This window comes from Kosakonia sp. CCTCC M2018092, from assembly GCF_003864115.1.
GTDB classification, from domain to species: domain Bacteria; phylum Pseudomonadota; class Gammaproteobacteria; order Enterobacterales; family Enterobacteriaceae; genus Kosakonia; species Kosakonia cowanii.
This window is the reverse complement of sequence record NZ_CP034225.1, coordinates 1149437-1173824: the sequence shown is the minus strand read 5'-3', so window position 1 is coordinate 1173824 and position 24388 is coordinate 1149437. Positions and strand designations below refer to the sequence as shown.

The following is a 24388-nucleotide window of genomic DNA, read 5'->3' as shown; positions in this document are numbered from 1 at the left end:
TTATCACTCATTATAAGTCTGCCGACCACATGCACCCTGTTCTCAAAGAAAAGACCTTAAGATCGCCAGAGATTACCGCACTAATGCTTTTTTTTCATCCTTAATACACCTTAGTAAACAAACATCCTTTTCTTAGTTTTTATCCTCTCTCTTCAGCCACCAGCGCCCGTCATGTTTAGTGCTTAATACACAAAATAAAAAAATGTGCATTTGCTGCGCGGGTGGTGCTATTCTCGGGCAACACTTGTTTAGTAAATTAAACACACTATGCAAACAACTCCTGAACTCTCCTGTGATGTGCTGGTTATTGGTAGCGGTGCGGCGGGCCTTTCCGTTGCGTTACGTCTGGCGGCTAATCACTCCGTTATCGTTTTAAGCAAAGGGCCGGTCAGCGAAGGGTCAACACTCTACGCGCAGGGCGGTATTGCGGCGGTGTTTGATAAAACTGACAGCATCGCCTCCCATGTCGAAGATACCCTGATTGCCGGTGCCGGCATTGTCGATCGCCACGCGGCGGAGTTTGTCGCCAGCCATGCGCGTCACTGCGTACAGTGGCTTATCGACCAGGGCGTGATGTTTGATACGGAGCTGAGTGAAAGCGGCGATGCCAGCTATCACCTCACCCGCGAAGGTGGGCACAGCCATCGCCGGATTCTTCATGCTGCTGATGCCACCGGCAAAGCGGTGGAGAACACGCTGGTGAGTCAGGCGATGAGTCATCCGAATATTCGCCTGCTCGAGCGCACCAATGCGGTTGACCTGATTATCTCTGACAAAATTGGCCTGCCCGGTGCGCGCCGGGTGGTGGGTGCATGGGTGTGGAATCGCAATAAAGAGCAGGTTGAAACCTGTCGCGCAAAAGCGGTGGTGCTGGCCACCGGCGGCGCATCGAAGGTTTATCAGTACACCACCAACCCCGATATCGCTTCCGGCGATGGTATCGCCATGGCCTGGCGCGCGGGTTGTCGGGTAGCGAATCTGGAGTTTAACCAGTTTCACCCCACCGCGCTGTTTCACCCGCAGGCGCGCAATTTCCTGCTGACGGAAGCATTGCGCGGCGAAGGCGCGCACCTGAAACGCCCGGACGGCACACGCTTTATGCCGGACTTCGACCCGCGCGGCGAGCTTGCTCCGCGCGATGTGGTGGCGCGCGCCATCGACCATGAAATGAAACGTCTCGGCGTAGAATGCATGTACCTGGATATCAGCCACAAACCGCCTGAGTTTGTGCGCCACCACTTTCCGATGATTTACGAGAAACTGCTTGGCCTCGGCATCGATCTGACCAAAGAGCCGGTGCCGATTGTGCCTGCGGCACACTACACCTGTGGCGGAGTGATGATTGACGATTGCGGCCGTACCGATGTGGATGGTCTCTATGCGGTCGGCGAAGTGAGCTACAGCGGCCTGCATGGCGCTAATCGCATGGCCTCTAACTCACTGCTGGAGTGTCTGGTCTATGGCTGGTCGGCCGCTGAAGATATTGCGCACCGTATGCCAGACGTCGAACGCGTGCCTGCGTTACCGGCGTGGGATGAGAGCCGCGTCGACGATGCCGATGAGCGGGTGATCCTGCAACATAACTGGCATGAGCTGCGGCTATTTATGTGGGATTACGTCGGGATTGTGCGGACCACCAAACGCCTTGAGCGGGCGTTGCGCCGCATTAACTTGCTACAGCAGGAGATCGACGAGTATTACGCGCACTTCCGCGTGTCGAATAACCTGCTTGAAGTGCGCAACCTGGTGCAGGTGGCGGAGCTGATTGTGCGCTGCGCAATGATGCGCAAAGAGAGCCGCGGCCTGCACTACACGCTGGATTACCCGCATCAGTTGCCGGAATCCGGGCCGACGGTGCTCTCACCGCAAAGTTACATAAAGAGATAGAAGGCCTGGGTCAGCGCACTATAGCTTTCTGAATAGCGCTGATCCGCGCCGCGGATCAGCAGCCTGTCGGCAAAGAGTTCGCCCTGTCGCGGCGAGAAGGCCAGCAGCACGCGGTGCGGCAGGCGCCCTTCCGTTTCCGCAACATCGGTGCGCAGACGCAAATGCCAGCCGAGCTGTCGCGCTTTCTCGCTAAAGCCCTCGCAGGTCTCCACCGGCAACACCACGCAGAAAAAACCCTCTTCGGTGATAAGCGTCGCGGCGATCTCCAGCAGCGTCTGGTGATCGAGGGTGGTGGTGTAACGCGCGCGGTCGCGCTCAGGCGTGGCGCACTTAACGCCCTCTTCAAAATAGGGCGGATTGCTGACGATAAGATCAAAACGCGCGGTGTTCTGCTGGCTCCAGGCGAGAATATCAGCGCAGTGGACGCGAATGCGATCGGCCCACACAGAAGCCTGCACATTCTCCTGCGCCTGCCCTGCCGCCTGCTCATCAAGCTCAACTGCATCAAGGGTTACATCGTCTGCGGTACGCTGCGCCAGCATTAGCGCCAGTAAGCCGCTGCCGCTACCAATATCGAGAATATGACGGGCGCGGGAGACCGGTGCCCAGGCGCCTAACATCACACCATCGGTACCAACTTTCATGGCACAGCGGTCATGCGCGACGAAAAAAGATTTAAACGTGAAGCCATCGCGGCGAAGCTGAGCCTTTGGCTGAGACATCTTTACAACCTCAAAACGGAAAACCGCTGTAGCATAGGGGAAAGCGTAGCGTCAGAAAAGCGATAAGCAGACAACAGATGAAGATTGCAGCCGTAACGTCTATAATCAGCGCCCCACACAGAGGTAGAACATGACTGTAACGACTTTTTCCGAACTCGAACTTGACGACAGCCTTCTGGACGCGCTCCAGAATAAAGGCTTTACACGCCCAACCGCTATCCAGGCCGCTGTCATTCCGCCTGCGCTTGAAGGGCGTGATGTCCTCGGTTCTGCGCCCACCGGGACAGGTAAAACCGCAGCCTTTTTGCTGCCGGCGTTGCAACACCTTCTGGACTTTCCGCGTAAGAAATCCGGCCCGCCGCGTATCCTGATCCTGACGCCAACCCGTGAGCTGGCGATGCAGGTTGCCGACCACGCGCGTGAACTGGCGGCAAACACCCATCTTGATATCGCCACCATTACCGGCGGTGTGGCGTATATGAACCACGCCGAAGTGTTCAGCGAAAACCAGGATATCGTGGTCGCGACAACCGGCCGCCTGTTGCAGTATATAAAAGAAGAGAACTTTGACTGCCGCGCGGTCGAGACACTGATTCTTGACGAAGCGGACCGCATGCTGGATATGGGCTTCGCACAGGATATCGAGACCATTGCGGCTGAAACGCGCTGGCGCAAGCAGACGATGCTCTTCTCCGCCACGCTGGAAGGCGACGCGATCAAAGATTTTGCCGAGCGCCTGCTGGAAGAGCCGGTTGAGGTCTCTGCCACACCATCGACCCGCGAGCGTAAAAAAATTCATCAGTGGTACTACCGTGCCGATGATGTGCAGCACAAAACCGCGCTGCTGGTGCACCTGCTGAAACAGCCGGACGCCACCCGCACCATCGTCTTTGTACGTAAGCGCGAGCGTGTGCATGAGCTGGCGACCTGGCTGCGCGAAGCGGGCATTAACAACTGCTATCTCGAAGGCGAGATGGTACAGATCAAGCGTAACGAAGCGATCAAGCGCCTGACCGAAGGCCGTGTCAATGTTCTGGTCGCAACCGACGTTGCCGCGCGCGGGATTGATATTCCCGATGTCAGCCACGTGATTAACTTCGATATGCCGCGCAGCGGTGATACTTACCTGCACCGTATCGGCCGTACCGGTCGCGCCGGGCGTAAGGGCATCGCCATTTCACTGGTTGAAGCGCACGATCACCTGCTGCTGGGCAAAGTGGGCCGTTACGTTGAAGAGCCGCTGAAAGCGCGCGTCATTGATGAGCTGCGCCCGACAAGCCGTCCGCCAAGTGAAAAGCTGAACGGTAAGCCGTCGAAAAAAGCCTTAGCGAAGCGCGAAGAGAAGAAAAAAGAGAAAGATAAAGATAAGCCGCGCGTTAAGCAGCGCCATCGCGATACCAAGAATATTGGTAAGCGCCGCAAGCCAAGTACGGCGGGCAGCGAACAGCAGAAGAGTGAAGAGTAAAAAAACGCCGGGGAGACCCGGCGTTTTTTATTGCTGCCTGCGATTACAGGCTTTCAGTAAAGGTACGAGCGATGACGTCGCGCTGCTGTTCCGGCGTCAGCGAGTTGAAACGCACAGCGTAACCGGAAACACGGATCGTCAGCTGCGGGTATTTTTCTGGATGCTCAACGGCGTCCATCAGCGTTTCACGACGCAGCACGTTAACGTTCAGATGCTGACCCCCTTCAACGCGCACTTCCGGCTGCACTTCCATCGGAATTTCGCGGTATTCGATATCGCCGAGTTTACTTACCGCAACAACATCATCTTCAGCAAAACCCGCTTTCGCGCAGACGCAGCGTGCTTCGCCCTTTTCGCTGTCAAGCAGCCAGAATGAGTTCAACAGATCGTCATTAGCCGCTTTTGTAATCTGGATACCTGTAATCATGTATAGCCTCCCTAGGCAGATTAGGTGATTGACCGAACGCAGGCCGGCCAATTGGTAAAACCATTGTTGTCTGGCTGTTTATATACCAGCCCGCACCGGGCCATTCTTTGATTTTAGTCAATAAAAACCATACGGCAAAAATGGCTATTAGGGTTTGTTCTTGTTTTATATCAATTTATGCATCTCAGGCGCACTAAAAATTCACGTAAACTTTCAACTATTTTTTAGCGGGTGTACGCTTTTGCGAGCGGCTGATTTTGTTATGGAGAAAGAAGCAGTTAAGCTACGGCAAACCAACTTTGCAGGAGATCGGGATGACGACTTCATTGACATGGCATGACGTACTGGCAGAAGAGAAACAGCAGCCCTACTTTGTGAACACCCTTAATACCGTGGCCGCTGAACGCCAGTCCGGCGCGACGATCTATCCGCCGCAGAAAGATGTCTTTAACGCCTTTCGTTTTACCGAGCTTGGCGATGTGAAAGTCGTGATCCTCGGACAGGATCCTTATCATGGCCCCGGCCAGGCGCATGGGCTGGCCTTTTCCGTGCGGCCCGGCGTCGCCGTCCCCCCCTCTTTATTGAATATGTACAAAGAGTTAGAGAAAACCGTGCCGGGCTTTACCCGCCCTGATCACGGTTATCTGGAGAGCTGGGCGCGCCAGGGCGTGCTGCTGCTTAATACGGTGCTTACCGTACGCGCCGGGCAGGCGCACTCGCACGCCAGCCTCGGTTGGGAAACCTTTACCGATAAAGTTATCAGCCTGATTAATGAGCACCGTGAAGGCGTGGTCTTTTTGCTGTGGGGGTCGCATGCGCAGAAGAAGGGGGCGATTATCGACAGGAAACGCCATCATGTGCTGACGGCACCCCATCCGTCGCCGCTTTCGGCACATCGCGGCTTTTTTGGTTGTAACCATTTTGTGCTGGCGAATGAGTGGCTGGAGCAGCATGGTGAAAAGCCGATTAACTGGATGCCGGAACTGCCGGCGGAAAGCGAATAGGGTATCCGGGAGATGTGCCGGATGGCGGCGATGCCTTATCCGGCCTACGAAACTGCCAGCGGAACGCGAACAGGGTATGCGGGAAATGTGCCGGATGGCGGCGTTGCCTTATCCGGCCTACGAAACTGCCAGCGGAACGCGAACAGGGTATGCGGGAAATGTGCCGGATGGCGGCGTTGCCTTATCCGGCCTACGAAAGTGCTGCGGGTAAGGTCGGGTAGACGCACGCGCCGCCCGACCTTGATACTTTACGCCTTGTTCTGACGCCACCACTCGGCGAGCAATACGCCGGTTGCAACCGAAACGTTGAGGCTTTCAACGTTGCCGGTACCTTCGATAGAGACGCTCAGATCGGCGCGCGACAGCGTTTCATCGGAAATACCATCACGCTCCTGGCCTAACACCAGCACCATCTTCTTCGGCAGCTCGGCTTTGAACAGCGGCGTGCCGTTATGGCTGGATGTCGTCACCAGCGCGTAACCCGCCTGACGGAATGCTTCCAGCGCGCCGACAAAACTTTCGCCGGTGATCGCCTGAACGTGTTCCGCCCCGCCCTCTGCGGTACGTACCGCAGCACCGGATTCGATCACGCCCGCGTCCTGCAACACAACGCCTTTCACGCCAAAGTGCGCGCAGCTACGCATAATCGCGCCGAGGTTGTGCGGGTTACCCACATCTTCCAGCGCCAGTACGCAATCTTCTTCACCGGCGCTCGCCACCCACTTCTCAACGCTCAGACCGTTGCGTTTTTTGATCAGGAAGCAGACGCCGCCGTGGTGCTCGGTGCCGGACGCTTTTGCCAGCTCCTGCTCATCGACCACGTGGTACGCTTTGCGGTTAGCAGCCATCCAGCGCAGCGCTTCTTTAAAGCGCGGCGTGACGCTCTGCACAAACCAGGCGCGCACGATACAATCCGGGCGGCTGCTGAACAGCGCCTGGCAGGCGTTTTCGCCATACACGCGCGTCTCTTCTGCACGCTGACGGCGCAATACTTCAGGATCGATATAGCTTTTACCGCTAATACCGCCGTGATCCGGCTTCTCCGGCGTTTCCTCACCGGGTGCGCGTGACACGGTGCGCCACGGTGAATCACCCCGTGCGCTGTAATCATCACGCGGTGCGCGACTTCTCTCATCGCGTTGCGGACGACCACCTCTGTCATCACGTGCAGAACGACCTTTGTCGTCACGGCCCGGGCGACTTCTGTCATTGCGGGAAGCGTTTCCGGTACGTGCAGGCCCTTTCCCGGTACGCGGGTTGTGACCTCGTTTATCGGAATCATCATCACTGCGGACATACATCACTTTGACCTTGCCGCTCTTGTTCTTTAACTCATCGTTCATGCTTTTCTCCACCAGCGCTGCGCGAAGCGCGCAGATTACCTGATGTGCCGACGCTTCGCCATTAATTCATTCAAAAGCCAGCGACTATTGTACTCATTGAATAAACCACGTTGTTGTTTAAAACCTGTACATCAATAATACGTAACATTGTAGAAACATAACGGCATCATGCCGCTGTGTACCACCGCTTCCCTGAGGTTAGTTATGAATACCGTATGTGCAAGCTGCCAGGCGTTGAACCGTATCCCACAAGAACGCATGCAAGATGCAGCGAAATGTGGGCGCTGCGGGCACGAGCTGTTCGACGGCGACGTGATCAACGCCACCGGCGAAACGCTCGATAAACTCCTGAAAGACGATCTGCCGGTGGTCGTCGATTTCTGGGCACCGTGGTGCGGCCCGTGCCGTAACTTTGCGCCGATCTTTGAAGATGTCGCGGAAGAGCGCAGTGGCCAGGTACGCTTTGTAAAAGTGAACACCGAAGCAGAACGCGAACTGAGCGCGCGTTTTCGCATTCGCAGCATTCCGACCATCATGCTGTTCAAAAATGGCGAAGTGGTGGACATGCTGAGCGGCGCGGTGCCGAAAGCGCCATTCGACAGCTGGCTGAACGAATCTCTTTGATCCTGTCGGGGCGCATCTTGTGCCCCGTTTTTACCTCTGCGACAATGGCGTTTTTCCTGTGCGACCGCCATGACTGATAACGCCGTTCTCAAACTCCGCGCTGAGCGCCTTGCCCGCTCGACCCGCCCTTTTCTTGCGCGCGGTAACCGTATCCGCCGCTGTCAGCGCTGTTTGCTGCCGCTGCGTAACTGCCTGTGCGATACCTTAAAGCCAACCGCTGCCAAAAGCCGCTTCTGCCTGGTAATGTTCGATACCGAGCCGATGAAGCCGAGTAATACCGGGCGTTTAATTGCCGATATGCTGCCCGATACGCTGGCGTTTCAGTGGTCGCGCACCGAACCGCCGCAGGAGCTCATCGATTTATGCACTAGCGATGCCTATCAACCGATGGTGGTGTTTCCCGCTTCTTATGCTGGCAGTGAACGGCAGGTGCTGAGCGCACCACCCGCGGGAAAACCGCCGCTGTTTATTATGCTCGACGGTACATGGACCGAAGCGCGCAAGATGTTCCGCAAAAGCCCCTATCTTGATGCCCTGCCGATTATCTCTGTCGATCTGTCGCGGGTTTCGGCTTATCGCCTGCGGGAAGCACACGCTGACGATCAATACTGCACGGCAGAAGTGGCCATCGCCCTGCTCGATCTGGCCGCTGATAACGCCGCAGCGCAGGCGTTGGGCGATCATTTCACGCTGTTTCGTGAGCGCTATCTGGCCGGGAAACCGCATCATTCGTCCACCGTCACAGCAAAAGCGGAAGAAAGCGTTTAAAATCATCGGGTCGCTTATTTGTGGAGACCGGTATGAGCCAGCGAGGGTTGGAAGCGTTATTACGTCCCCGTTCGATTGCGGTTATTGGCGCATCTATGAAACCGGATCGCGCCGGTTTTCTGATGATGCGCAATCTTCTCGCCGGCGGTTTTGCCGGGCCGGTGCTGCCGGTCACGCCCGCCTATAAAGCCGTTCAGGGCGTGCTCGCCTGGCCGGATGTCGCCAGCCTCCCCTTTACCCCCGATCTCGCGGTGCTCTGCACCCATGCGAAGCGCAATCTGGCGCTGCTGGAGGCGCTTGGCGAAAAGGGGTGTAAAACCTGCATTATTCTTTCGGCCCCACCGGAACAGCATGCTGAATTACTCGCCTGCGCGGGCCGCTATCAGATGCGCCTGCTCGGACCAAACAGCTTAGGCCTGCTCGCGCCGTGGCAGGGTCTGAACGCCAGTTTCTCACCGGTGCCGATCACGCGCGGCAAGCTGGCGTTTATTTCCCAGTCCGCCGCCGTCTCTAATACCATTCTTGACTGGGCACAGCAGCGCGAGATGGGTTTCTCCTACTTTATTGCGCTCGGCGACAGCCTGGATATCGACGTTGATGAGCTACTCGATTTCCTGGCCCGGGATAGCAAGACCAGCGCTATCCTGCTCTATCTAGAGCACCTCAGCGATGCGCGCCGTTTTGTCTCCGCCGCCCGCAGCGCGTCGCGCAATAAACCGATTCTGGTGATCAAGAGTGGCCGCAGCCCCGAAGCGCAGCGCTTGCTGCATGCCCACGCCGGGCTTGATCCCGCATGGGACGCAGCAATCCAGCGCGCCGGTCTGCTGCGCGTACAGGATACCCACGAACTCTTCTCTGCTGTTGAGACGCTGAGCCATATGCGCCCACTGCGCGGCGAGCGGCTAATGATTATCAGCAACGGTGCGGCACCCGCAGCGCTGGCATTGGATCAGCTCTGGTCACGCAATGGCAAGCTGGCGACGCTGAGTGAAGAGACGCTAGCGCAACTCTCCACTGCGCTGCCGGAGTCTGTCGCCGCCGGAAACCCGCTCGATCTGCGCGATGATGCCAGTAGCGAGCGCTACGCCGCAGCCCTCAACATCCTGCTCGACAGCCACGATTACGATGCATTGATGGTGATCCACGCGCCGAGCGCCGCGGCACCGGGCAGCGAAAGCGCGTTGGCGTTGATCGACGTATTGAAAAATCACCCGCGCGGCAAATATGTCACCGTGCTGACTAACTGGTGCGGCGAGTTCTCGTCGCAGGAGGCGCGTCGGCTCTTTAGCGAAGCGGGGCTGCCGACTTACCGGACGCCGGAAGGGACCATTACCGCCTTTATGCATATGGTTGAGTATCGCCGTAACCAGAAGCAGCTACGTGAAACCCCGGCGCTCTCCCAACTCCTGACGGCAGATACCGCCGATGCGCGGAAACTGCTGCAACAGGCGCTGGCCGAGGGTGCAACGACGCTCGACACCCATGAGGTGCAGCCAATTTTGCGTGCCTGGGGGCTGCAAACGCTGCCCACCTGGATTGCGGGCGACAGCGCGGAAGCGGTGCATATTGCCGAGCAGATTGGCTACCCCGTCGCGCTGAAGCTGCGCTCGCCCGATATTCCGCATAAATCTGAGGTACAGGGGGTGATGCTCTATCTGCGTACCGCCAAAGAGGTGCAGCAGGCGGCGGATGCCATTATTGAGCGCGTTAAGCTCAACTGGCCGCAGGCGCGCATTCAGGGTTTGCAGGTGCAGAGCATGGCGAACCGCGCAGGCGCGCAGGAGTTGCGAGTGGTAGTGGAGCACGATCCGGTGTTCGGCCCGCTGATTATGCTCGGCGAAGGCGGCGTTGAGTGGCGCGCGGAGGATCAGGCTGCGGTGGCGTTACCGCCGCTCAATATGAACCTCGCCCGCTATCTGGTGATTCAGGCAATTAAGCGTAAAAAGATCCGTGGGCGCAGCGCTTTACGCTCACTCGATATTGCCGGGCTGAGCCAGTTTCTGGTGCAGGTCTCCAATCTGATTATTGATTGCCCTGAGATTGCGCGGCTCGATATTCACCCTCTGCTGGCGTCCGGCAGCGAATTCACGGCGCTGGATGTCTCAATGACGTTAGCGGCGGCCAGCGAAAATGGCGAAGCGCGGCTGGCGATCCGCCCCTACCCGCAATATCTCGAAGAGCAGGTGACGATGAAAAACGGCGAGCACTGCCTGTTCCGCCCGATCCTGCCGGAAGATGAACCTCTGCTGCAGCAATTTATCTCACAGGTAACAAAAGAGGATCTCTATTACCGCTACTTTAGCGAGATCAACGAATTTACCCATGATGATTTAGCGAATATGACGCAAATCGACTACGATCGGGAAATGGCATTTGTCGCAGTACGCCGCACGGAGCAGGGTGAAGAGATCCTCGGCGTAACCCGAGCGATATCCGATCCGGATAACGTTGATGCCGAATTTTCCGTGTTGGTGCGTTCTGATTTAAAAGGTCTTGGGCTTGGGCGACGTCTGCTGGAAAAACTTATTGCCTATACCCGGGATCACGGACTTAAGCGTTTGAATGGTATTACTATGCCCAACAATCGCGGTATGGTGACGCTGGCGCGTAAACTGGGATTTGATGTCGATATCCAGATGGAAGACGGGATTGTAGGGCTTTCACTTCCTCTGGCACAGACAGCGCAATCCTGAGTAAGGTACTGGAAATGTTGACCACTTTAGTGGACACGGTGTTATTATTGCCCGCTTATGTCGTCTGCATGGTACAGAAGACCCTTCAATAAACAGAGAAGAAACGCACTGTGATGTTGTCAAAATTTAAGCGTAATAAACATCAACAACACCTTGCCCAACTCCCCAAGCTTTCTCAGTCAGTTGATGAGGTAGAGTTCTTCTACTCACCGGCCGATTTCAGGGAGACGTTGCTTGCCCGGATAGCGAGCGCGACGCGCCAAATCTATATCATCGCTCTGTATCTGGAACAGGACGATGGCGGGAAAGGCGTGATGAACGCGCTGTATGAAGCAAAACGTCAGCGTCCGGAGCTGGACGTGCGCGTACTGGTTGACTGGCATCGCGCCCAGCGTGGCCGCATTGGTGCGGCGGCATCGAACACCAACGCTGACTGGTACTGCCGCTTAGCGCAGGAGAATCCCGGCGTTGATGTTCCTGTTTATGGCGTGCCGGTCAACACGCGCGAAGCTCTCGGCGTTCTACATTTCAAAGGCTTTATTATCGATGACGCGGTGCTTTACAGCGGCGCGAGCCTCAATGATGTTTATCTGCATCAGCATGATAAATACCGCTATGACCGCTATCAGCTGATCCGCAATCCGCAGATGGCGGAAGTGATGCGCGGCTGGCTGGAGTCAAACCTGATTCACGGGCGCGGTGTTAATCGTCTTGACGATCCAGAGCGGCCAAAAAGCCCGGAAATTAAAAACGATATTCGCCAGTTCCGCCAGGCGTTGCGCGATGCCTCGTTCCATTTTGAGGGCAATGCCAGCAACGATGAACTGGCGGTTACGCCGCTGGTTGGCCTCGGAAAATCAAGCCTGCTGAATAAAACCATCTTCCACCTTATGCCCTGTGCGGAACAGAAACTGACTATTTGTACTCCGTACTTCAACCTGCCAGCGGTGCTGGTTCGCAACATCATCCAGCTGCTGCGCGACGGGAAAAAGGTCGAGATTATCGTTGGCGATAAAACGGCGAATGACTTTTTTATTCCGGAAGATGAGCCCTTCAAAATCATCGGTGCGCTGCCCTATCTCTATGAGATTAACCTGCGCCGCTTTCTGAGCCGCCTGCAGTATTACGTTAATACCGATCAGCTTGTGGTTCGCCTGTGGAAAGATGGCGATAACAGTTACCACCTGAAAGGGATGTGGGTCGACGATGAGTGGATGCTGCTGACGGGTAATAACCTTAACCCGCGTGCCTGGCGTCTGGATCTGGAAAACGCAGTGTTGATTCACGATCCGAAACAGCAGCTGGCGGCGCAGCGCGATAAAGAGCTGGAACTTATCCGCACCCATACGACAGTGGTGAACCACTATCGCGATCTGCAAAGCATCGCCGAGTACCCGGTGAAAGTGCGTAAGCTTATCCGTCGCTTACGCCGTATCCGTATCGATAAACTGATTAGCCGGATCCTCTAATATTGAAGCCCTGTCTTATGACGGGGCTTTTTTTCAGGTCTCTGCGTATGAACAAAGCCTTTCTGTTAAGCACCCTCTTATTAACCGGCTGTAGCCACATGGCGAACGATAGCTGGAGCGGCCAGGATAAAGCGCAGCACTTTCTGGCCTCGGCGATGCTTTCTGCCGCAGGGAATGAGTATGCGCAGCATCAGGGTATCAGCCGCGATCGCAGCGCCCTTATCGGTGTGATGTTTTCAGTAAGTCTTGGTGCGTCGAAGGAGCTGTGGGACAGCCGCCCGACGGGGAGCGGCTGGAGCTGGAAAGATTTTGCCTGGGATGTCGCCGGTGCCACAACGGGCTACGCCGTGTGGCAACTGGCTGACCATTAAAGCCGTATACCCTTCCCTTTGCGGTGCAGCGTCAGCGATACCAGAAATGCCACTGCGCCCATTGCGGTGACGTACCAGAAGAAAGCCGTTTCGAAACCGACTGATTTTAACGACAGCGCCACATATTCAGCCGATCCGCCAAATACCGCATTCGCCACGGCGTAAGATAAGCCAACGCCCAGAGCACGTACCTGCGCCGGGAACATCTCTGCTTTTAATATCCCACTGATTGAGGTGTAGAAACTGGCTATCACCAGCGCCAACATAACGAGCGCGAAAGCGGCATAGGGTGAAGTTACGCTGTGCAGCGCCGTGAGAATAGGCACCGTACAAACGGTCGCCAGCCCGCCAAACAGCAGCATGGAAGTGCGCCGCCCGATGCGGTCGGATAACGCACCGATAATCGGCTGGATCAGCATAAAGAGGAACAGTGCCACGGTCATGATGACACTGGCAACATTGGCATGCATACCGGCAGTATTGACCAGGTATTTCTGCATATAGGTGGTAAAGGTGTAGAAGGTGAGCGAGCCGCCGGCCGTAAAGCCAAGCACCATCAGGAACGCTTTACGGTTGCGCCACAACCCTTTCATAGAGCCAGCTTCTTTCAGGGAACGCACTTCCTGCTGGGAGGTTTCATCCAGCTGACGGCGTAACCAGAGCGCGACAATCGCCAGCGCAGCTCCAAGAGCGAAAGGTATACGCCATCCCCATGCCCTGAGTTCCGAGTCTTCCATCACTTGCTGCAGGATCACAACAACCAGTAATGCCAGCAGTTGCCCGCCAATCAGGGTGACATACTGAAATGAGGCATAAAAACCTTTGCGCCCCTCTACTGCCACTTCGCTCATATAGGTCGCGCTTGTGCCGTATTCGCCGCCGACCGACAGCCCCTGGAAAAGACGTGCCAATAGCAGTAATGCCGGAGCCCAGGTCCCGATGGTTTCATACCCCGGTAAACAGGCGATCACCAGCGAGCCAAAACACATCATACAAACTGAGATCAGCATCGATCTTTTACGCCCGTGCCGATCCGCAATACGGCCAAATAGCCATCCGCCGATGGGGCGCATCAGAAAACCTGCGGCAAAAACACCGGCGGTCTGAAGAAGTTGGGTGGTAGGGTTACCTTGCGGAAAAAAGATGTGCGCGAAATAGAGGGAGCAAAATGAGTAGACGTAAAAATCGAACCACTCCACCAGGTTACCCGATGAGGCCCCGACGATGGCCCATACGCGGCGACGCGTATCGCTGCTGGTGAGCGATTCACTATTTTTCATGCTGTTCTCAACCATTCGAATGTAACTCCTGCTTACGATAGGTATTATTTTTAGAGCGAACGTCCCTGCTCAATGTGGACAAAAGAGGGAGATGTTACATCTTTGTTATGGTTAAAAGGTGACGAAGATCCCATTTCGACTTAGGTAGGTTAGTAATTAAGATTATGACCTGGCGGGTGCGTTTGTCATGCCTGGTAACGGCAGCAGGATTATACGTGTTGAGGTTAAATGATCTTTTCCAGCAAGGCAGGGTATCGTGGAAAAAGCATAGCAAAAAGCCTCATGCTTTCGCATGAGGCTTTCGGCTTTGGTTGATGCCTGGCAGTTCCCTACTCTCGCATGGGGAGACCCCACACTACCATCGGCGCTACGGCGTTTCACTTCTGAGTTCGGCATGGGGTCAGGTGGGACCACCGCGCTAGTGCCGCCAGGCAAATTCTTTGTGCTCCGTCCTGTGTCTTTTACGCCGCTCCTGCGTTGGCTGCCTTCGCTCGCAACAGTCACATACTTCAGTATGCTCCTGTCGTCTCGTCTCAGTTGCCGCCTTGCTGCTGCGCAAAATCCTTCGGACTTAACATTTAATCTGTATCAGCTGAAAATCTGTCTCTCATCCGCCAAAACATCTTCGGCGTTGTAAGGTTAAGCCTCACGGTTCATTAGTACCGGTTAGCTCAACGCATCGCTGCGCTTACACACCCGGCCTATCAACGTCGTCGTCTTCAACGTTCCTTCAGGACTCTCAAGGAGTCAGGGAGAACTCATCTCGGGGCAAGTTTCGTGCTTAGATGCTTTCAGCACTTATCTCTTCCGCATTTAGCTACCGGGCAGTGCCATTGGCATGACAACCCGAACACCAGTGATGCGTCCACTCCGGTCCTCTCGTACTAGGAGCAGCCCCCCTCAATTCTCCAGCGCCCACGGCAGATAGGGACCGAACTGTCTCACGACGTTCTAAACCCAGCTCGCGTACCACTTTAAATGGCGAACAGCCATACCCTTGGGACCTACTTCAGCCCCAGGATGTGATGAGCCGACATCGAGGTGCCAAACACCGCCGTCGATATGAACTCTTGGGCGGTATCAGCCTGTTATCCCCGGAGTACCTTTTATCCGTTGAGCGATGGCCCTTCCATTCAGAACCACCGGATCACTATGACCTGCTTTCGCACCTGCTCGCGCCGTCACGCTCGCAGTCAAGCCAGCTTATGCCATTGCACTAACCTCCTGATGTCCGACCAGGATTAGCTGACCTTCGTGCTCCTCCGTTACGCTTTAGGAGGAGACCGCCCCAGTCAAACTACCCACCAGACACTGTCCGCAACCCGGATTACGGGTCCACGTTAGAACATCAAACATTAAAGGGTGGTATTTCAAGGTTGGCTCCACGCAGACTGGCGTCCACGCTTCAAAGCCTCCCACCTATCCTACACATCAAGGCTCAATGTTCAGTGTCAAGCTATAGTAAAGGTTCACGGGGTCTTTCCGTCTTGCCGCGGGTACACTGCATCTTCACAGCGAGTTCAATTTCACTGAGTCTCGGGTGGAGACAGCCTGGCCATCATTACGCCATTCGTGCAGGTCGGAACTTACCCGACAAGGAATTTCGCTACCTTAGGACCGTTATAGTTACGGCCGCCGTTTACCGGGGCTTCGATCAAGAGCTTCACCTTGCGGTTGACCCCATCAATTAACCTTCCGGCACCGGGCAGGCGTCACACCGTATACGTCCACTTTCGTGTTTGCACAGTGCTGTGTTTTTAATAAACAGTTGCAGCCAGCTGGTATCTTCGACTGGTTTCAGCTCCGCGAGCAAGTCGCTTCACCTACGCACCAGCGTGCCTTCTCCCGAAGTTACGGCACCATTTTGCCTAGTTCCTTCACCCGAGTTCTCTCAAGCGCCTTGGTATTCTCTACCTGACCACCTGTGTCGGTTTGGGGTACGATTTCGTGTTACCTGATGCTTAGAGGCTTTTCCTGGAAGCAGGGCATTTGTCACTTCAGCACCGTAGTGCCTCGTCATCACGCCTCAGTGTTAAAGTGAACCGGATTTACCTGGAACACACACCTACACGCTTAAACCGGGACAACCGTCGCCCGGCCGACATAGCCTTCTCCGTCCCCCCTTCGCAGTAACACCAAGTACAGGAATATTAACCTGTTTCCCATCGACTACGCCTTTCGGCCTCGCCTTAGGGGTCGACTCACCCTGCCCCGATTAACGTTGGACAGGAACCCTTGGTCTTCCGGCGAGCGGGCTTTTCACCCGCTTTATCGTTACTTATGTCAGCATTCGCACTTCTGATACCTCCAGCATGCCTCACAGCACACCTTCAACGGCTTACAGAACGCTCCCCTACCCAACAACACATAGTGTCGCTGCCGCAGCTTCGGTGCATGGTTTAGCCCCGTTACATCTTCCGCGCAGGCCGACTCGACCAGTGAGCTATTACGCTTTCTTTAAATGATGGCTGCTTCTAAGCCAACATCCTGGCTGTCTGGGCCTTCCCACATCGTTTCCCACTTAACCATGACTTTGGGACCTTAGCTGGCGGTCTGGGTTGTTTCCCTCTTCACGACGGACGTTAGCACCCGCCGTGTGTCTCCCGTGATAACATTCTCCGGTATTCGTAGTTTGCATCGGGTTGGTAAGCCGGGATGGCCCCCTAGCCGAAACAGTGCTCTACCCCCGGAGATGAATTCACGAGGCGCTACCTAAATAGCTTTCGGGGAGAACCAGCTATCTCCCGGTTTGATTGGCCTTTCACCCCCAGCCACAGGTCATCCGCTAATTTTTCAACATTAGTCGGTTCGGTCCTCCAGTTAGTGTTACCCAACCTTCAACCTGCCCATGGCTAGATCACCGGGTTTCGGGTCTATACCCTGCAACTTAACGCCCAGTTAAGACTCGGTTTCCCTGCGGCTCCCCTATACGGTTAACCTTGCTACAGAATATAAGTCGCTGACCCATTATACAAAAGGTACGCAGTCACCCCATAAAAGAGGCTCCCACTGCTTGTACGTACACGGTTTCAGGTTCTGTTTCACTCCCCTCGCCGGGGTTCTTTTCGCCTTTCCCTCACGGTACTGGTTCACTATCGGTCAGTCAGGAGTATTTAGCCTTGGAGGATGGTCCCCCCATATTCAGACAGGATACCACGTGTCCCGCCCTACTCATCGAGCTCACAGCAAGAGTGCTTTTGTGTACGGGGCTGTCACCCTGTATCGCGCGACTTTCCAGACGCTTCCACTAACACTCAGGCTGATTCAGGCTCTGGGCTGTTCCCCGTTCGCTCGCCGCTACTGGGGGAATCTCGGTTGATTTCTTTTCCTCGGGGTACTTAGATGTTTCAGTTCCCCCGGTTCGCCTCGTTAACCTATGTATTCAGTTAACGATAGTGCAACGGATTGCACTGGGTTTCCCCATTCGGACATCGCCGGCTGTAACGGTTCATATCACCTTACCGGCGCTTTTCGCAGATTAGCACGTCCTTCATCGCCTCTGACTGCCAGGGCATCCACCGTGTACGCTTAGTCGCTTAACCTCACAACCCGAAGATGTTTCGTAAAACATCATCAGTTGCGAAAATTTGAGAGACTCACGGAACAATTCGCATTGTTCTGTGTTTCAATTTTCAGCTTGATCCAGATTTTTAAAGAGCAAATATCTCAGACATGACTCACTGTTCACACAGGAATCAGGTTTGAGATACATCGGCAGGTGACTTTCACTCACAAACCAGCAAGTGGCGTCCCCTAGGGGATTCGAACCCCTGTTACCGCCGTGAAAGGGCGGTGTCCTGGGCCTCTAGACGAAGGGGACACAAAGTCTCACTCGCAAGACGCCTTGCTATTTACTTTTCATCAGACAATCTGTGTGGACACTGCAGGGATTGGTTCTTTAAGGTAAGGAGGTGATCCAACCGCAGGTTCCCCTACGGTTACCTTGTTACGACTTCACCCCAGTCATGAATCACAAAGTGGTAAGCGCCCTCCCGAAGGTTAAGCTACCTACTTCTTTTGCAACCCACTCCCATGGTGTGACGGGCGGTGTGTACAAGGCCCGGGAACGTATTCACCGTGACATTCTGATTCACGATTACTAGCGATTCCGACTTCATGGAGTCGAGTTGCAGACTCCAATCCGGACTACGACGCACTTTATGAGGTCCGCTAGCTCTCGCGAGATTGCTTCTCTTTGTATGCGCCATTGTAGCACGTGTGTAGCCCTGGTCGTAAGGGCCATGATGACTTGACGTCATCCCCACCTTCCTCCAGTTTATCACTGGCAGTCTCCTTTGAGTTCCCGGCCGGACCGCTGGCAACAAAGGATAAGGGTTGCGCTCGTTGCGGGACTTAACCCAACATTTCACAACACGAGCTGACGACAGCCATGCAGCACCTGTCTCACAGTTCCCGAAGGCACCAATCCATCTCTGGAAAGTTCTGTGGATGTCAAGACCAGGTAAGGTTCTTCGCGTTGCATCGAATTAAACCACATGCTCCACCGCTTGTGCGGGCCCCCGTCAATTCATTTGAGTTTTAACCTTGCGGCCGTACTCCCCAGGCGGTCGACTTAACGCGTTAGCTCCGGAAGCCACGCCTCAAGGGCACAACCTCCAAGTCGACATCGTTTACGGCGTGGACTACCAGGGTATCTAATCCTGTTTGCTCCCCACGCTTTCGCACCTGAGCGTCAGTCTTCGTCCAGGGGGCCGCCTTCGCCACCGGTATTCCTCCAGATCTCTACGCATTTCACCGCTACACCTGGAATTCTACCCCCCTCTACGAGACTCAAGCCTGCCAGTTTCGGATGCAGTTCCCAGGTTGAGCCCGGGGATTTCACATCCGACTTGACAGACCGCCTGCGTGCGCTTTACGCCCAGTAATTCCGATTAACGCTTGCACCCTCCGTATTACCGCGGCTGCTGGCACGGAGTTAGCCGGTGCTTCTTCTGCGGGTAACGTCAATCGACGCGGTTATTAACCGCATCGCCTTCCTCCCCGCTGAAAGTACTTTACAACCCGAAGGCCTTCTTCATACACGCGGCATGGCTGCATCAGGCTTGCGCCCATTGTGCAATATTCCCCACTGCTGCCTCCCGTAGGAGTCTGGACCGTGTCTCAGTTCCAGTGTGGCTGGTCATCCTCTCAGACCAGCTAGGGATCGTCGCCTAGGTGAGCCGTTACCCCACCTACTAGCTAATCCCATCTGGGCACATCTGATGGCAAGAGGCCCGAAGGTCCCCCTCTTTGGTCTTGCGACGTTATGCGGTATTAGCTACCGTTTCCAGTAGTTATCCCCCTCCATCAGGCAGTTTCCCAGACATTACTCACCCGTCCGCCACTCGTCAGCGAAGCAGCAAGCTGCTTCCTGTTACCGTTCGACTTGCATGTGTTAGGCCTGCCGCCAGCGTTCAATCTGAGCCATGATCAAACTCTTCAATTTAAAGTTTGATGCTCATCGAATTAAACCGTAATGAATTACGTGTTCACCCGTGAGACTTGGTATTCATTTAGTGTCCGAAGACATTAAGAATCCATGTCACCTGAGTGCCCACACAGATTGTCTGATAAATTGTTAAAGAGCAGTGCCGCTTCGCTTTTCGCAGCGGCGCGGGGTGTGCATATTACGCTTTCCCGCTGTGAAGTCAACTGATTATTTTCAGAATTCTTCACCTGACAGGCCGGTGTGTTTGCCGTTGTGCCGTGTCAGTGGAGGCGCATTATAGGGAGTTAATTCTCCCTGACAACCCTTAATTTGAAAAAAGTTACTGTTCGCTCAATTTCCAGGCAGAAACTGTGAAAAGAGTCTGTTTCTGCTCTTTTATTAAACAAAAACGGGCCCCGAGAGGCCCGTTTTTCATTTTTCATCTTTTATTGAACAGCGACAATGTGATCATCTTTCACCACAAGCTGCACCGGCTTGCCCGGAATCAGCGCACCGGAGAGGATCTGCTGCGCCAGCGGGTTCTCAATCTGTTGCTGGATCGCACGTTTCAACGGCCGCGCGCCATATACCGGATCGTAACCATTGGCGCTAAGCAGTTTCAGCGCCTCGTCAGAAAGCGTCACACTGTAGCCGCGCTCCTCAAGACGTTTATACAAACGCTGCAACTGAATCTGCGCAATAGAAGCAATGTGTTTTTCACCTAATGGATGGAACACAACTACTTCATCTATACGGTTGATGAATTCAGGGCGGAAGCTCTGGCTCACCACGCCCATAACCAGCTCTTTCATATGGCCGTAATCGAGATCGCCAAAACGTTCCTGAATCAGGTCGGAACCCAGGTTCGAAGTCATGATGACTACCGTATTACGGAAGTCTACCGTTCTGCCCTGCCCGTCCGTCAACCGACCGTCGTCAAGCACCTGCAACAGAATGTTGAAGACATCCGGATGCGCTTTCTCCACTTCATCAAGCAGAATGACGGAATAGGGACGGCGACGAACCGCTTCCGTCAGATAACCGCCCTCTTCATAGCCGACATAGCCCGGAGGCGCACCGACCAGCCGCGACACGGAGTGTTTCTCCATAAACTCGGACATGTCGATACGTACCATGGCGTCGTCGCTATCAAACATAAAGTTCGCCAGCGCTTTGCACAGCTCGGTTTTCCCGACCCCAGTCGGCCCAAGGAAGAGGAAGGAGCCAATCGGGCGATTCGGATCGGACAACCCTGCGCGGCTGCGGCGAATGGCGTTAGAGACCGCATCGACAGCTTCATCCTGACCAATCACGCGGTGGTGAAGATCGTGTTCCATGCGCAGCAGTTTCTCACGCTCGCCTTCCATCATTCGCGATACGGGAATACCGGTCCAGCGCGCCAGCACTTCGGCAATCTCAGCATCGGTTACACGGTTACGCAGCAGGCGCATGGTTTTGCCTTCACTCTGTGTTGCCGCCGCCAGCTGTTTCTCCAGCTCGGGGATTTTCCCGTACTGCAACTCAGACATTCTGCCCAGGTCGCCATTACGACGGGCCTGTTCCATAGCGATTTTCGCCTGCTCAAGCTCTGCTTTAATGGTCTGCGTGCCGGAAAGGGAAGCTTTTTCGGCCTTCCACTCCTCTTCAAGGGAGGAGTATTGACGCTCTTTCTCTTCCAGTTCTTCGTTCAGCATGTCGAGGCGTTTTTTACTCGCCTCATCAGACTCTTTCATCAACGCGCGCTGTTCCAGCTTGAGCTGGATAATGCGTCGGTCGAGCCGGTCGAGCTCTTCCGGTTTCGAGTCAATCTGCATACGGATGCTGGATGCCGCTTCATCGATCAGGTCGATGGCTTTATCCGGCAACTGGCGATCGGAGATGTAGCGATGCGAGAGCGATGCCGCCGCAACAATCGCCGGATCAGTAATTTGCACATGATGGTGCAACTCATAGCGCTCTTTCAGACCGCGCAGAATAGCGATGGTGTCTTCAACAGAGGGTTCAGCCACCAGCACTTTCTGGAAACGGCGCTCCAGCGCAGCATCTTTCTCGATGTACTGACGGTACTCATCAAGCGTAGTTGCGCCGACGCAATGCAGTTCACCGCGCGCCAGCGCCGGTTTCAGCATGTTCCCTGCATCCATAGCGCCGTCGGCTTTACCGGCACCGACCATGGTATGCAATTCGTCGATAAACAGGATGACGTTGCCTTCCTGTTTGGAGAGATCGTTGAGCACCCCTTTCAGGCGCTCCTCAAACTCACCGCGATATTTTGCCCCGGCGACCAGTGAGCCCATATCCAGCGCCAGCACGCGGCGGCCTTTAAGCCCCTCCGGCACTTCGCCGTTCACAATGCGCTGCGCCAGCCCTTCAACGATGGCGGTTTTACCGACACCCGGCTCACCGATTAACACCGGGTTGTTTTTGGTACGGCGCTGCAATACCTGAATGGTACGGCGGATCTCTTCGTCACGGCCGATGACCGGGTCAAGTTTGCCCTGCTCGGCACGCTCGGTCAGATCGACGGTAAATTTTTTCAAGGCCTGACGTTGGTCTTCAGCCCCCTGGTCGTTCACGTTCTCTCCCCCACGCATTTGCTCGATAGCCTGGGTCACGTTCGCGGTCGTTGCGCCAGCGGATTTCAGCAAATCCGTCAGCGTGCCGCGTGACTCCAGCGCAGCCAGAACAAACAGCTCTGACGAAATAAAGTTATCACCCCGTTTTTGCGCCAGCTTGTCGCAAAGGTTAAGCACGCGCATCAAATCCTGCGAAGGCTGCACATCACCGCCGGTACCTTCTACCTGCGGTAAGCGGCTCAGCGCTTGTTCGATAGCAATACGTAACTGGCCAGCATTGACGCCGGCAGAGGTTAATAAAGGTTGAACCGAACCGCCTTCCTGGTTCAGTAAGGCGCTCATTAAATGAAGTGGTTCGATGAATTGGTTGTCGTGCCCCAGTGCGAGCGACTGGGCATCGGCAAGAGCAAGCTGGAATTTATTAGTAAGACGATCCAGACGCATAACTCCTCCCATAACAGGTCAAATTTGCTACTGGAGATTAAATGAGGTCATCCCTCAATTATTCAAGGTGATTGACCTGATTTATGCGAAGAAAACTTACGCGCACTGGATCGTCTTGATTCGTTAGGTTATATCAGCCAAATGAAACTTGCCATACGCCCGGTCGTCTTGTCCCGACGGTATGAGAAAAAATCACTCTGCTGACTGAAGGTGCAGTGTTCGCCGCCGTAGATATGCTCGACGCCGACGCTTGCCAGCCGCTGACGCGCCAGCTGATAAATATCAGCAAAATATTTCTCACCCTGCGGGCGAAATGCGCGTTCGGCTGCGGCATCGTGAGCCATAAATGCCTCACGCACTTCCGGGCCCACTTCGAAGGCCTCCGGACCAATCGCCGGGCCAAGCCACGCCAGCAGATTTTCAGGTTTGTCGGCAAAACAGGCTACCGTCTCTTCCAGCACGCCGCCGCACAGTCCGCGCCAGCCAGCGTGCGCTGCCGCCACTTCACTGCCATCCCGGTTACAAAACAGCACCGGCAGGCAGTCGGCGGTCATCACCGCACACACCGTGCCCGGCGTGTTGCTGTATGAAGCATCCGCGCGTTTCGAGTCATAGGATTCGCCGTCGAGCTTCAATACCGCCGTGCCGTGCACCTGCTCAAGCCAGACCGGTTTTGAAGGCAACCCGGCAGCCGCAAACAGGCGCGCGCGGTTCTCTTCGACATGCTCACTGTTGTCGCCGCAGTGCGCGCCGAGGTTCATGGCATCATAGGGCGGCAGGCTTACACCGCCGATACGCGTTGAGCTACAGGCCGCCACGCCTTTCGGCAGCGGCCAGTCCGGGACGATCAGTTTGGTCATAACCAGGCGACATCATCCTTATGGGTTTCAAAATCCGCGCGCATCGCGGCAATAAGATCGACCATATCCTGTGGAATTGGCGCATGCCACTCCATTTCGATACCGCTAATCGGATGGTAGAGACGCAGCATAGTTGCGTGCAGCGCCTGGCGGTCAAACTTGCGCAGCGCATCAATAAATTCATCCGACGCGCCTTTCGGCGGACGAGGACGTCCGCCGTAGAGCTGATCGCCCACCAGTGGATGAGTGATATGCGCCATATGCACACGAATCTGGTGCGTACGACCGGTTTCAAGACGCAGACGCAGACGCGTATGGATACGGAAATGTTCCATAATGCGGTAGTGCGTGACGGCCGGTTTGCCCATCGGGTGAACGGACATATGGGTGCGTTTGGTCGGATGGCGGCTGATAGGCTCCTCCACCGTACCGCCCGCGGTCATATGACCGATGGCAACCGCTTCATATTCACGGGTGATTTCACGCAGTTGCAAGGATTCAACCAGCCGGGTTTGCGCCGGAACGGTTTTCGCTACAACCATCAAGCCAGTGGTGTCTTTATCCAGACGGTGCACGATACCAGCGCGCGGTACGTCGACAATCGGCGGATAGTAGTGAAGCAGCGCATTCAGCACGGTACCGTCAGGATTACCGGCGCCGGGATGCACGACAAAGTCGCGCGGCTTATTAATGACGAGAATATCGTCATCTTCATAGACGATATTGAGAGGAATATCCTGCGGCTCAAAGCGCGCTTCTTCTTCAATTTCCGCATTGATGGCAATGCGCTCACCGCCCAACACTTTCTCTTTCGGTTTGTCGCTAACGACATCATTGACCAGCACGCGCCGATCAAGAATCCATTCTTTTATACGCGAACGTGAATAATCAGGGAACAATTCGGCCAAAGCCTGATCTAAGCGTTGACCGAGTTGATTCTCGGATACCGTTGCGGTGAGTTGTACCAGTTGTGCCATATACAGCTTCTTCGTTAACGTTGGGTTTTACGGCTTCGCCGTTTAATATA

15 protein-coding genes, 1 tRNA gene and 3 rRNA genes are annotated in these 24388 nt (G+C 55.2%); 8 read left to right on the top strand and 11 right to left on the bottom strand.

The window, feature by feature from the left end:
- Nucleotides 1-267: 267 nt before the first annotated feature.
- Nucleotides 268-1887, top strand: a complete 1620-nt coding sequence (gene nadB / locus EH164_RS05540) for an L-aspartate oxidase (protein ID WP_124967566.1) — start codon at nt 268-270, stop codon at nt 1885-1887.
- On the opposite strand, the gene EH164_RS05535 is transcribed toward nadB, so the two are convergent.
- Entirely contained in the window at nt 1872-2609 is a 738-nt protein-coding gene (locus tag EH164_RS05535; RefSeq protein WP_124967565.1) for a tRNA1(Val) (adenine(37)-N6)-methyltransferase, read from the bottom strand. The genes nadB and EH164_RS05535 overlap by 16 nt on opposite strands.
- A 130-nt stretch (nt 2610-2739) precedes the next feature.
- Here EH164_RS05535 and srmB point away from each other — a divergent pair, with 130 nt between their 5' ends.
- Nucleotides 2740-4074 (top strand): ATP-dependent RNA helicase SrmB, encoded by a 1335-nt coding sequence (gene srmB / locus EH164_RS05530; RefSeq protein WP_023481243.1) that lies wholly within the window; start codon nt 2740-2742, stop codon nt 4072-4074.
- Nucleotides 4075-4117: 43 nt separating this feature from the next.
- Here srmB and grcA read toward each other — a convergent pair whose 3' ends face one another.
- Nucleotides 4118-4501 carry an autonomous glycyl radical cofactor GrcA gene (gene grcA, locus EH164_RS05525; RefSeq protein WP_023481164.1) on the bottom strand — a complete coding sequence of 128 codons (384 nt, stop codon included), beginning with the start codon at nt 4499-4501 and terminating at the stop codon, nt 4118-4120.
- Between the two features lie 314 nt (nt 4502-4815).
- On the opposite strand from grcA, the gene ung reads away from it, so the two are divergent.
- Nucleotides 4816-5505 carry a uracil-DNA glycosylase gene (gene ung, locus EH164_RS05520; protein WP_124967564.1) on the top strand — a complete coding sequence of 230 codons (690 nt, stop codon included), beginning with the start codon at nt 4816-4818 and terminating at the stop codon, nt 5503-5505.
- 248 nt (nt 5506-5753) lie between these two features.
- Here ung and EH164_RS05515 read toward each other — a convergent pair whose 3' ends face one another.
- The gene (locus EH164_RS05515; protein ID WP_042714816.1) at nt 5754-6848 is read right to left on the bottom strand and encodes a tRNA/rRNA methyltransferase; all 1095 of its coding nucleotides are present in this window, start codon (nt 6846-6848) and stop codon (nt 5754-5756) included.
- A 204-nt stretch (nt 6849-7052) separates the two neighbouring features.
- On the opposite strand from EH164_RS05515, the gene trxC reads away from it, so the two are divergent.
- The 5 genes from trxC to EH164_RS05490 all read left to right on the top strand — a co-directional run bounded on the left by trxC (nt 7053) and on the right by EH164_RS05490 (nt 12773).
- Nucleotides 7053-7472: a thioredoxin TrxC gene (gene trxC / locus EH164_RS05510; RefSeq protein ID WP_023481256.1), complete on the top strand. Its 420-nt coding sequence runs from the start codon at nt 7053-7055 to the stop codon at nt 7470-7472.
- Nucleotides 7473-7541: 69 nt separating this feature from the next.
- Entirely contained in the window at nt 7542-8240 is a 699-nt protein-coding gene (locus EH164_RS05505; protein WP_124967563.1) for a tRNA-uridine aminocarboxypropyltransferase, read from the top strand.
- 32 nt (nt 8241-8272) lie between these two features.
- The gene (gene pat / locus EH164_RS05500; protein WP_124967562.1) at nt 8273-10933 is read left to right on the top strand and encodes a protein lysine acetyltransferase; all 2661 of its coding nucleotides are present in this window, start codon (nt 8273-8275) and stop codon (nt 10931-10933) included.
- 113 nt (nt 10934-11046) lie between these two features.
- Nucleotides 11047-12402 carry a CDP-diacylglycerol--serine O-phosphatidyltransferase gene (gene pssA, locus EH164_RS05495; protein WP_124967561.1) on the top strand — a complete coding sequence of 452 codons (1356 nt, stop codon included), beginning with the start codon at nt 11047-11049 and terminating at the stop codon, nt 12400-12402.
- Nucleotides 12403-12449: 47 nt separating this feature from the next.
- Nucleotides 12450-12773, top strand: coding sequence for a YfiM family lipoprotein (locus EH164_RS05490; protein WP_124967560.1), 324 nt, complete (start codon nt 12450-12452; stop codon nt 12771-12773).
- On the opposite strand, the gene EH164_RS05485 is transcribed toward EH164_RS05490, so the two are convergent.
- From EH164_RS05485 to rluD, 8 genes are all read right to left on the bottom strand, one after another.
- Nucleotides 12770-14068, bottom strand: a complete 1299-nt coding sequence (locus EH164_RS05485; RefSeq protein ID WP_124967559.1) for an MFS transporter — start codon at nt 14066-14068, stop codon at nt 12770-12772. The two genes, EH164_RS05490 and EH164_RS05485, sit on opposite strands and share 4 nt — an antisense overlap.
- Before the next feature lie 301 nt (nt 14069-14369).
- Nucleotides 14370-14485, bottom strand: a 5S ribosomal RNA gene (gene rrf / locus EH164_RS05480).
- Nucleotides 14486-14688: 203 nt separating this feature from the next.
- Nucleotides 14689-17595 (bottom strand): 23S ribosomal RNA (locus EH164_RS05475).
- A 202-nt stretch (nt 17596-17797) separates the two neighbouring features.
- Nucleotides 17798-17873 (bottom strand) — tRNA-Glu (locus tag EH164_RS05470).
- Nucleotides 17874-17957: 84 nt separating this feature from the next.
- Nucleotides 17958-19499: ribosomal RNA gene (locus EH164_RS05465) — 16S ribosomal RNA — on the bottom strand.
- Together the 16S, 23S and 5S rRNA genes with 1 tRNA gene alongside form the textbook arrangement of a ribosomal RNA operon.
- A 428-nt stretch (nt 19500-19927) precedes the next feature.
- On the bottom strand, nt 19928-22501 hold the full coding sequence (clpB, locus tag EH164_RS05460) for an ATP-dependent chaperone ClpB (RefSeq protein ID WP_124967558.1): 2574 nt from the start codon (nt 22499-22501) through the stop codon (nt 19928-19930).
- Between the two features lie 128 nt (nt 22502-22629).
- On the bottom strand, nt 22630-23361 hold the full coding sequence (gene yfiH / locus EH164_RS05455) for a purine nucleoside phosphorylase YfiH (RefSeq protein WP_124967557.1): 732 nt from the start codon (nt 23359-23361) through the stop codon (nt 22630-22632).
- On the bottom strand, nt 23358-24338 hold the full coding sequence (rluD, locus tag EH164_RS05450; protein WP_023480596.1) for a 23S rRNA pseudouridine(1911/1915/1917) synthase RluD: 981 nt from the start codon (nt 24336-24338) through the stop codon (nt 23358-23360). The genes yfiH and rluD overlap by 4 nt, the downstream gene beginning before the upstream one ends.
- Between the last annotated feature and the right edge of the window lie 50 nt (nt 24339-24388).

Bases quoted from the DNA above. Each gene is read 5' to 3' on its own strand.
- nadB (WP_124967566.1), top strand. From the start codon at position 268: ATGCAAACAACTCCTGAACTCTCCTGTGATGTGCTGGTTATTGGTAGC.
- EH164_RS05535 (WP_124967565.1), bottom strand. From the start codon at position 2,609: ATGTCTCAGCCAAAGGCTCAGCTTCGCCGCGATGGCTTCACGTTTAAA.
- srmB (WP_023481243.1), top strand. From the start codon at position 2,740: ATGACTGTAACGACTTTTTCCGAACTCGAACTTGACGACAGCCTTCTG.
- grcA (WP_023481164.1), bottom strand. From the start codon at position 4,501: ATGATTACAGGTATCCAGATTACAAAAGCGGCTAATGACGATCTGTTG.
- ung (WP_124967564.1), top strand. From the start codon at position 4,816: ATGACGACTTCATTGACATGGCATGACGTACTGGCAGAAGAGAAACAG.
- EH164_RS05515 (WP_042714816.1), bottom strand. From the start codon at position 6,848: ATGAACGATGAGTTAAAGAACAAGAGCGGCAAGGTCAAAGTGATGTAT.
- trxC (WP_023481256.1), top strand. From the start codon at position 7,053: ATGAATACCGTATGTGCAAGCTGCCAGGCGTTGAACCGTATCCCACAA.
- EH164_RS05505 (WP_124967563.1), top strand. From the start codon at position 7,542: ATGACTGATAACGCCGTTCTCAAACTCCGCGCTGAGCGCCTTGCCCGC.
- pat (WP_124967562.1), top strand. From the start codon at position 8,273: ATGAGCCAGCGAGGGTTGGAAGCGTTATTACGTCCCCGTTCGATTGCG.
- pssA (WP_124967561.1), top strand. From the start codon at position 11,047: ATGTTGTCAAAATTTAAGCGTAATAAACATCAACAACACCTTGCCCAA.
- EH164_RS05490 (WP_124967560.1), top strand. From the start codon at position 12,450: ATGAACAAAGCCTTTCTGTTAAGCACCCTCTTATTAACCGGCTGTAGC.
- EH164_RS05485 (WP_124967559.1), bottom strand. From the start codon at position 14,068: ATGGTTGAGAACAGCATGAAAAATAGTGAATCGCTCACCAGCAGCGAT.
- clpB (WP_124967558.1), bottom strand. From the start codon at position 22,501: ATGCGTCTGGATCGTCTTACTAATAAATTCCAGCTTGCTCTTGCCGAT.
- yfiH (WP_124967557.1), bottom strand. From the start codon at position 23,361: ATGACCAAACTGATCGTCCCGGACTGGCCGCTGCCGAAAGGCGTGGCG.
- rluD (WP_023480596.1), bottom strand. From the start codon at position 24,338: ATGGCACAACTGGTACAACTCACCGCAACGGTATCCGAGAATCAACTC.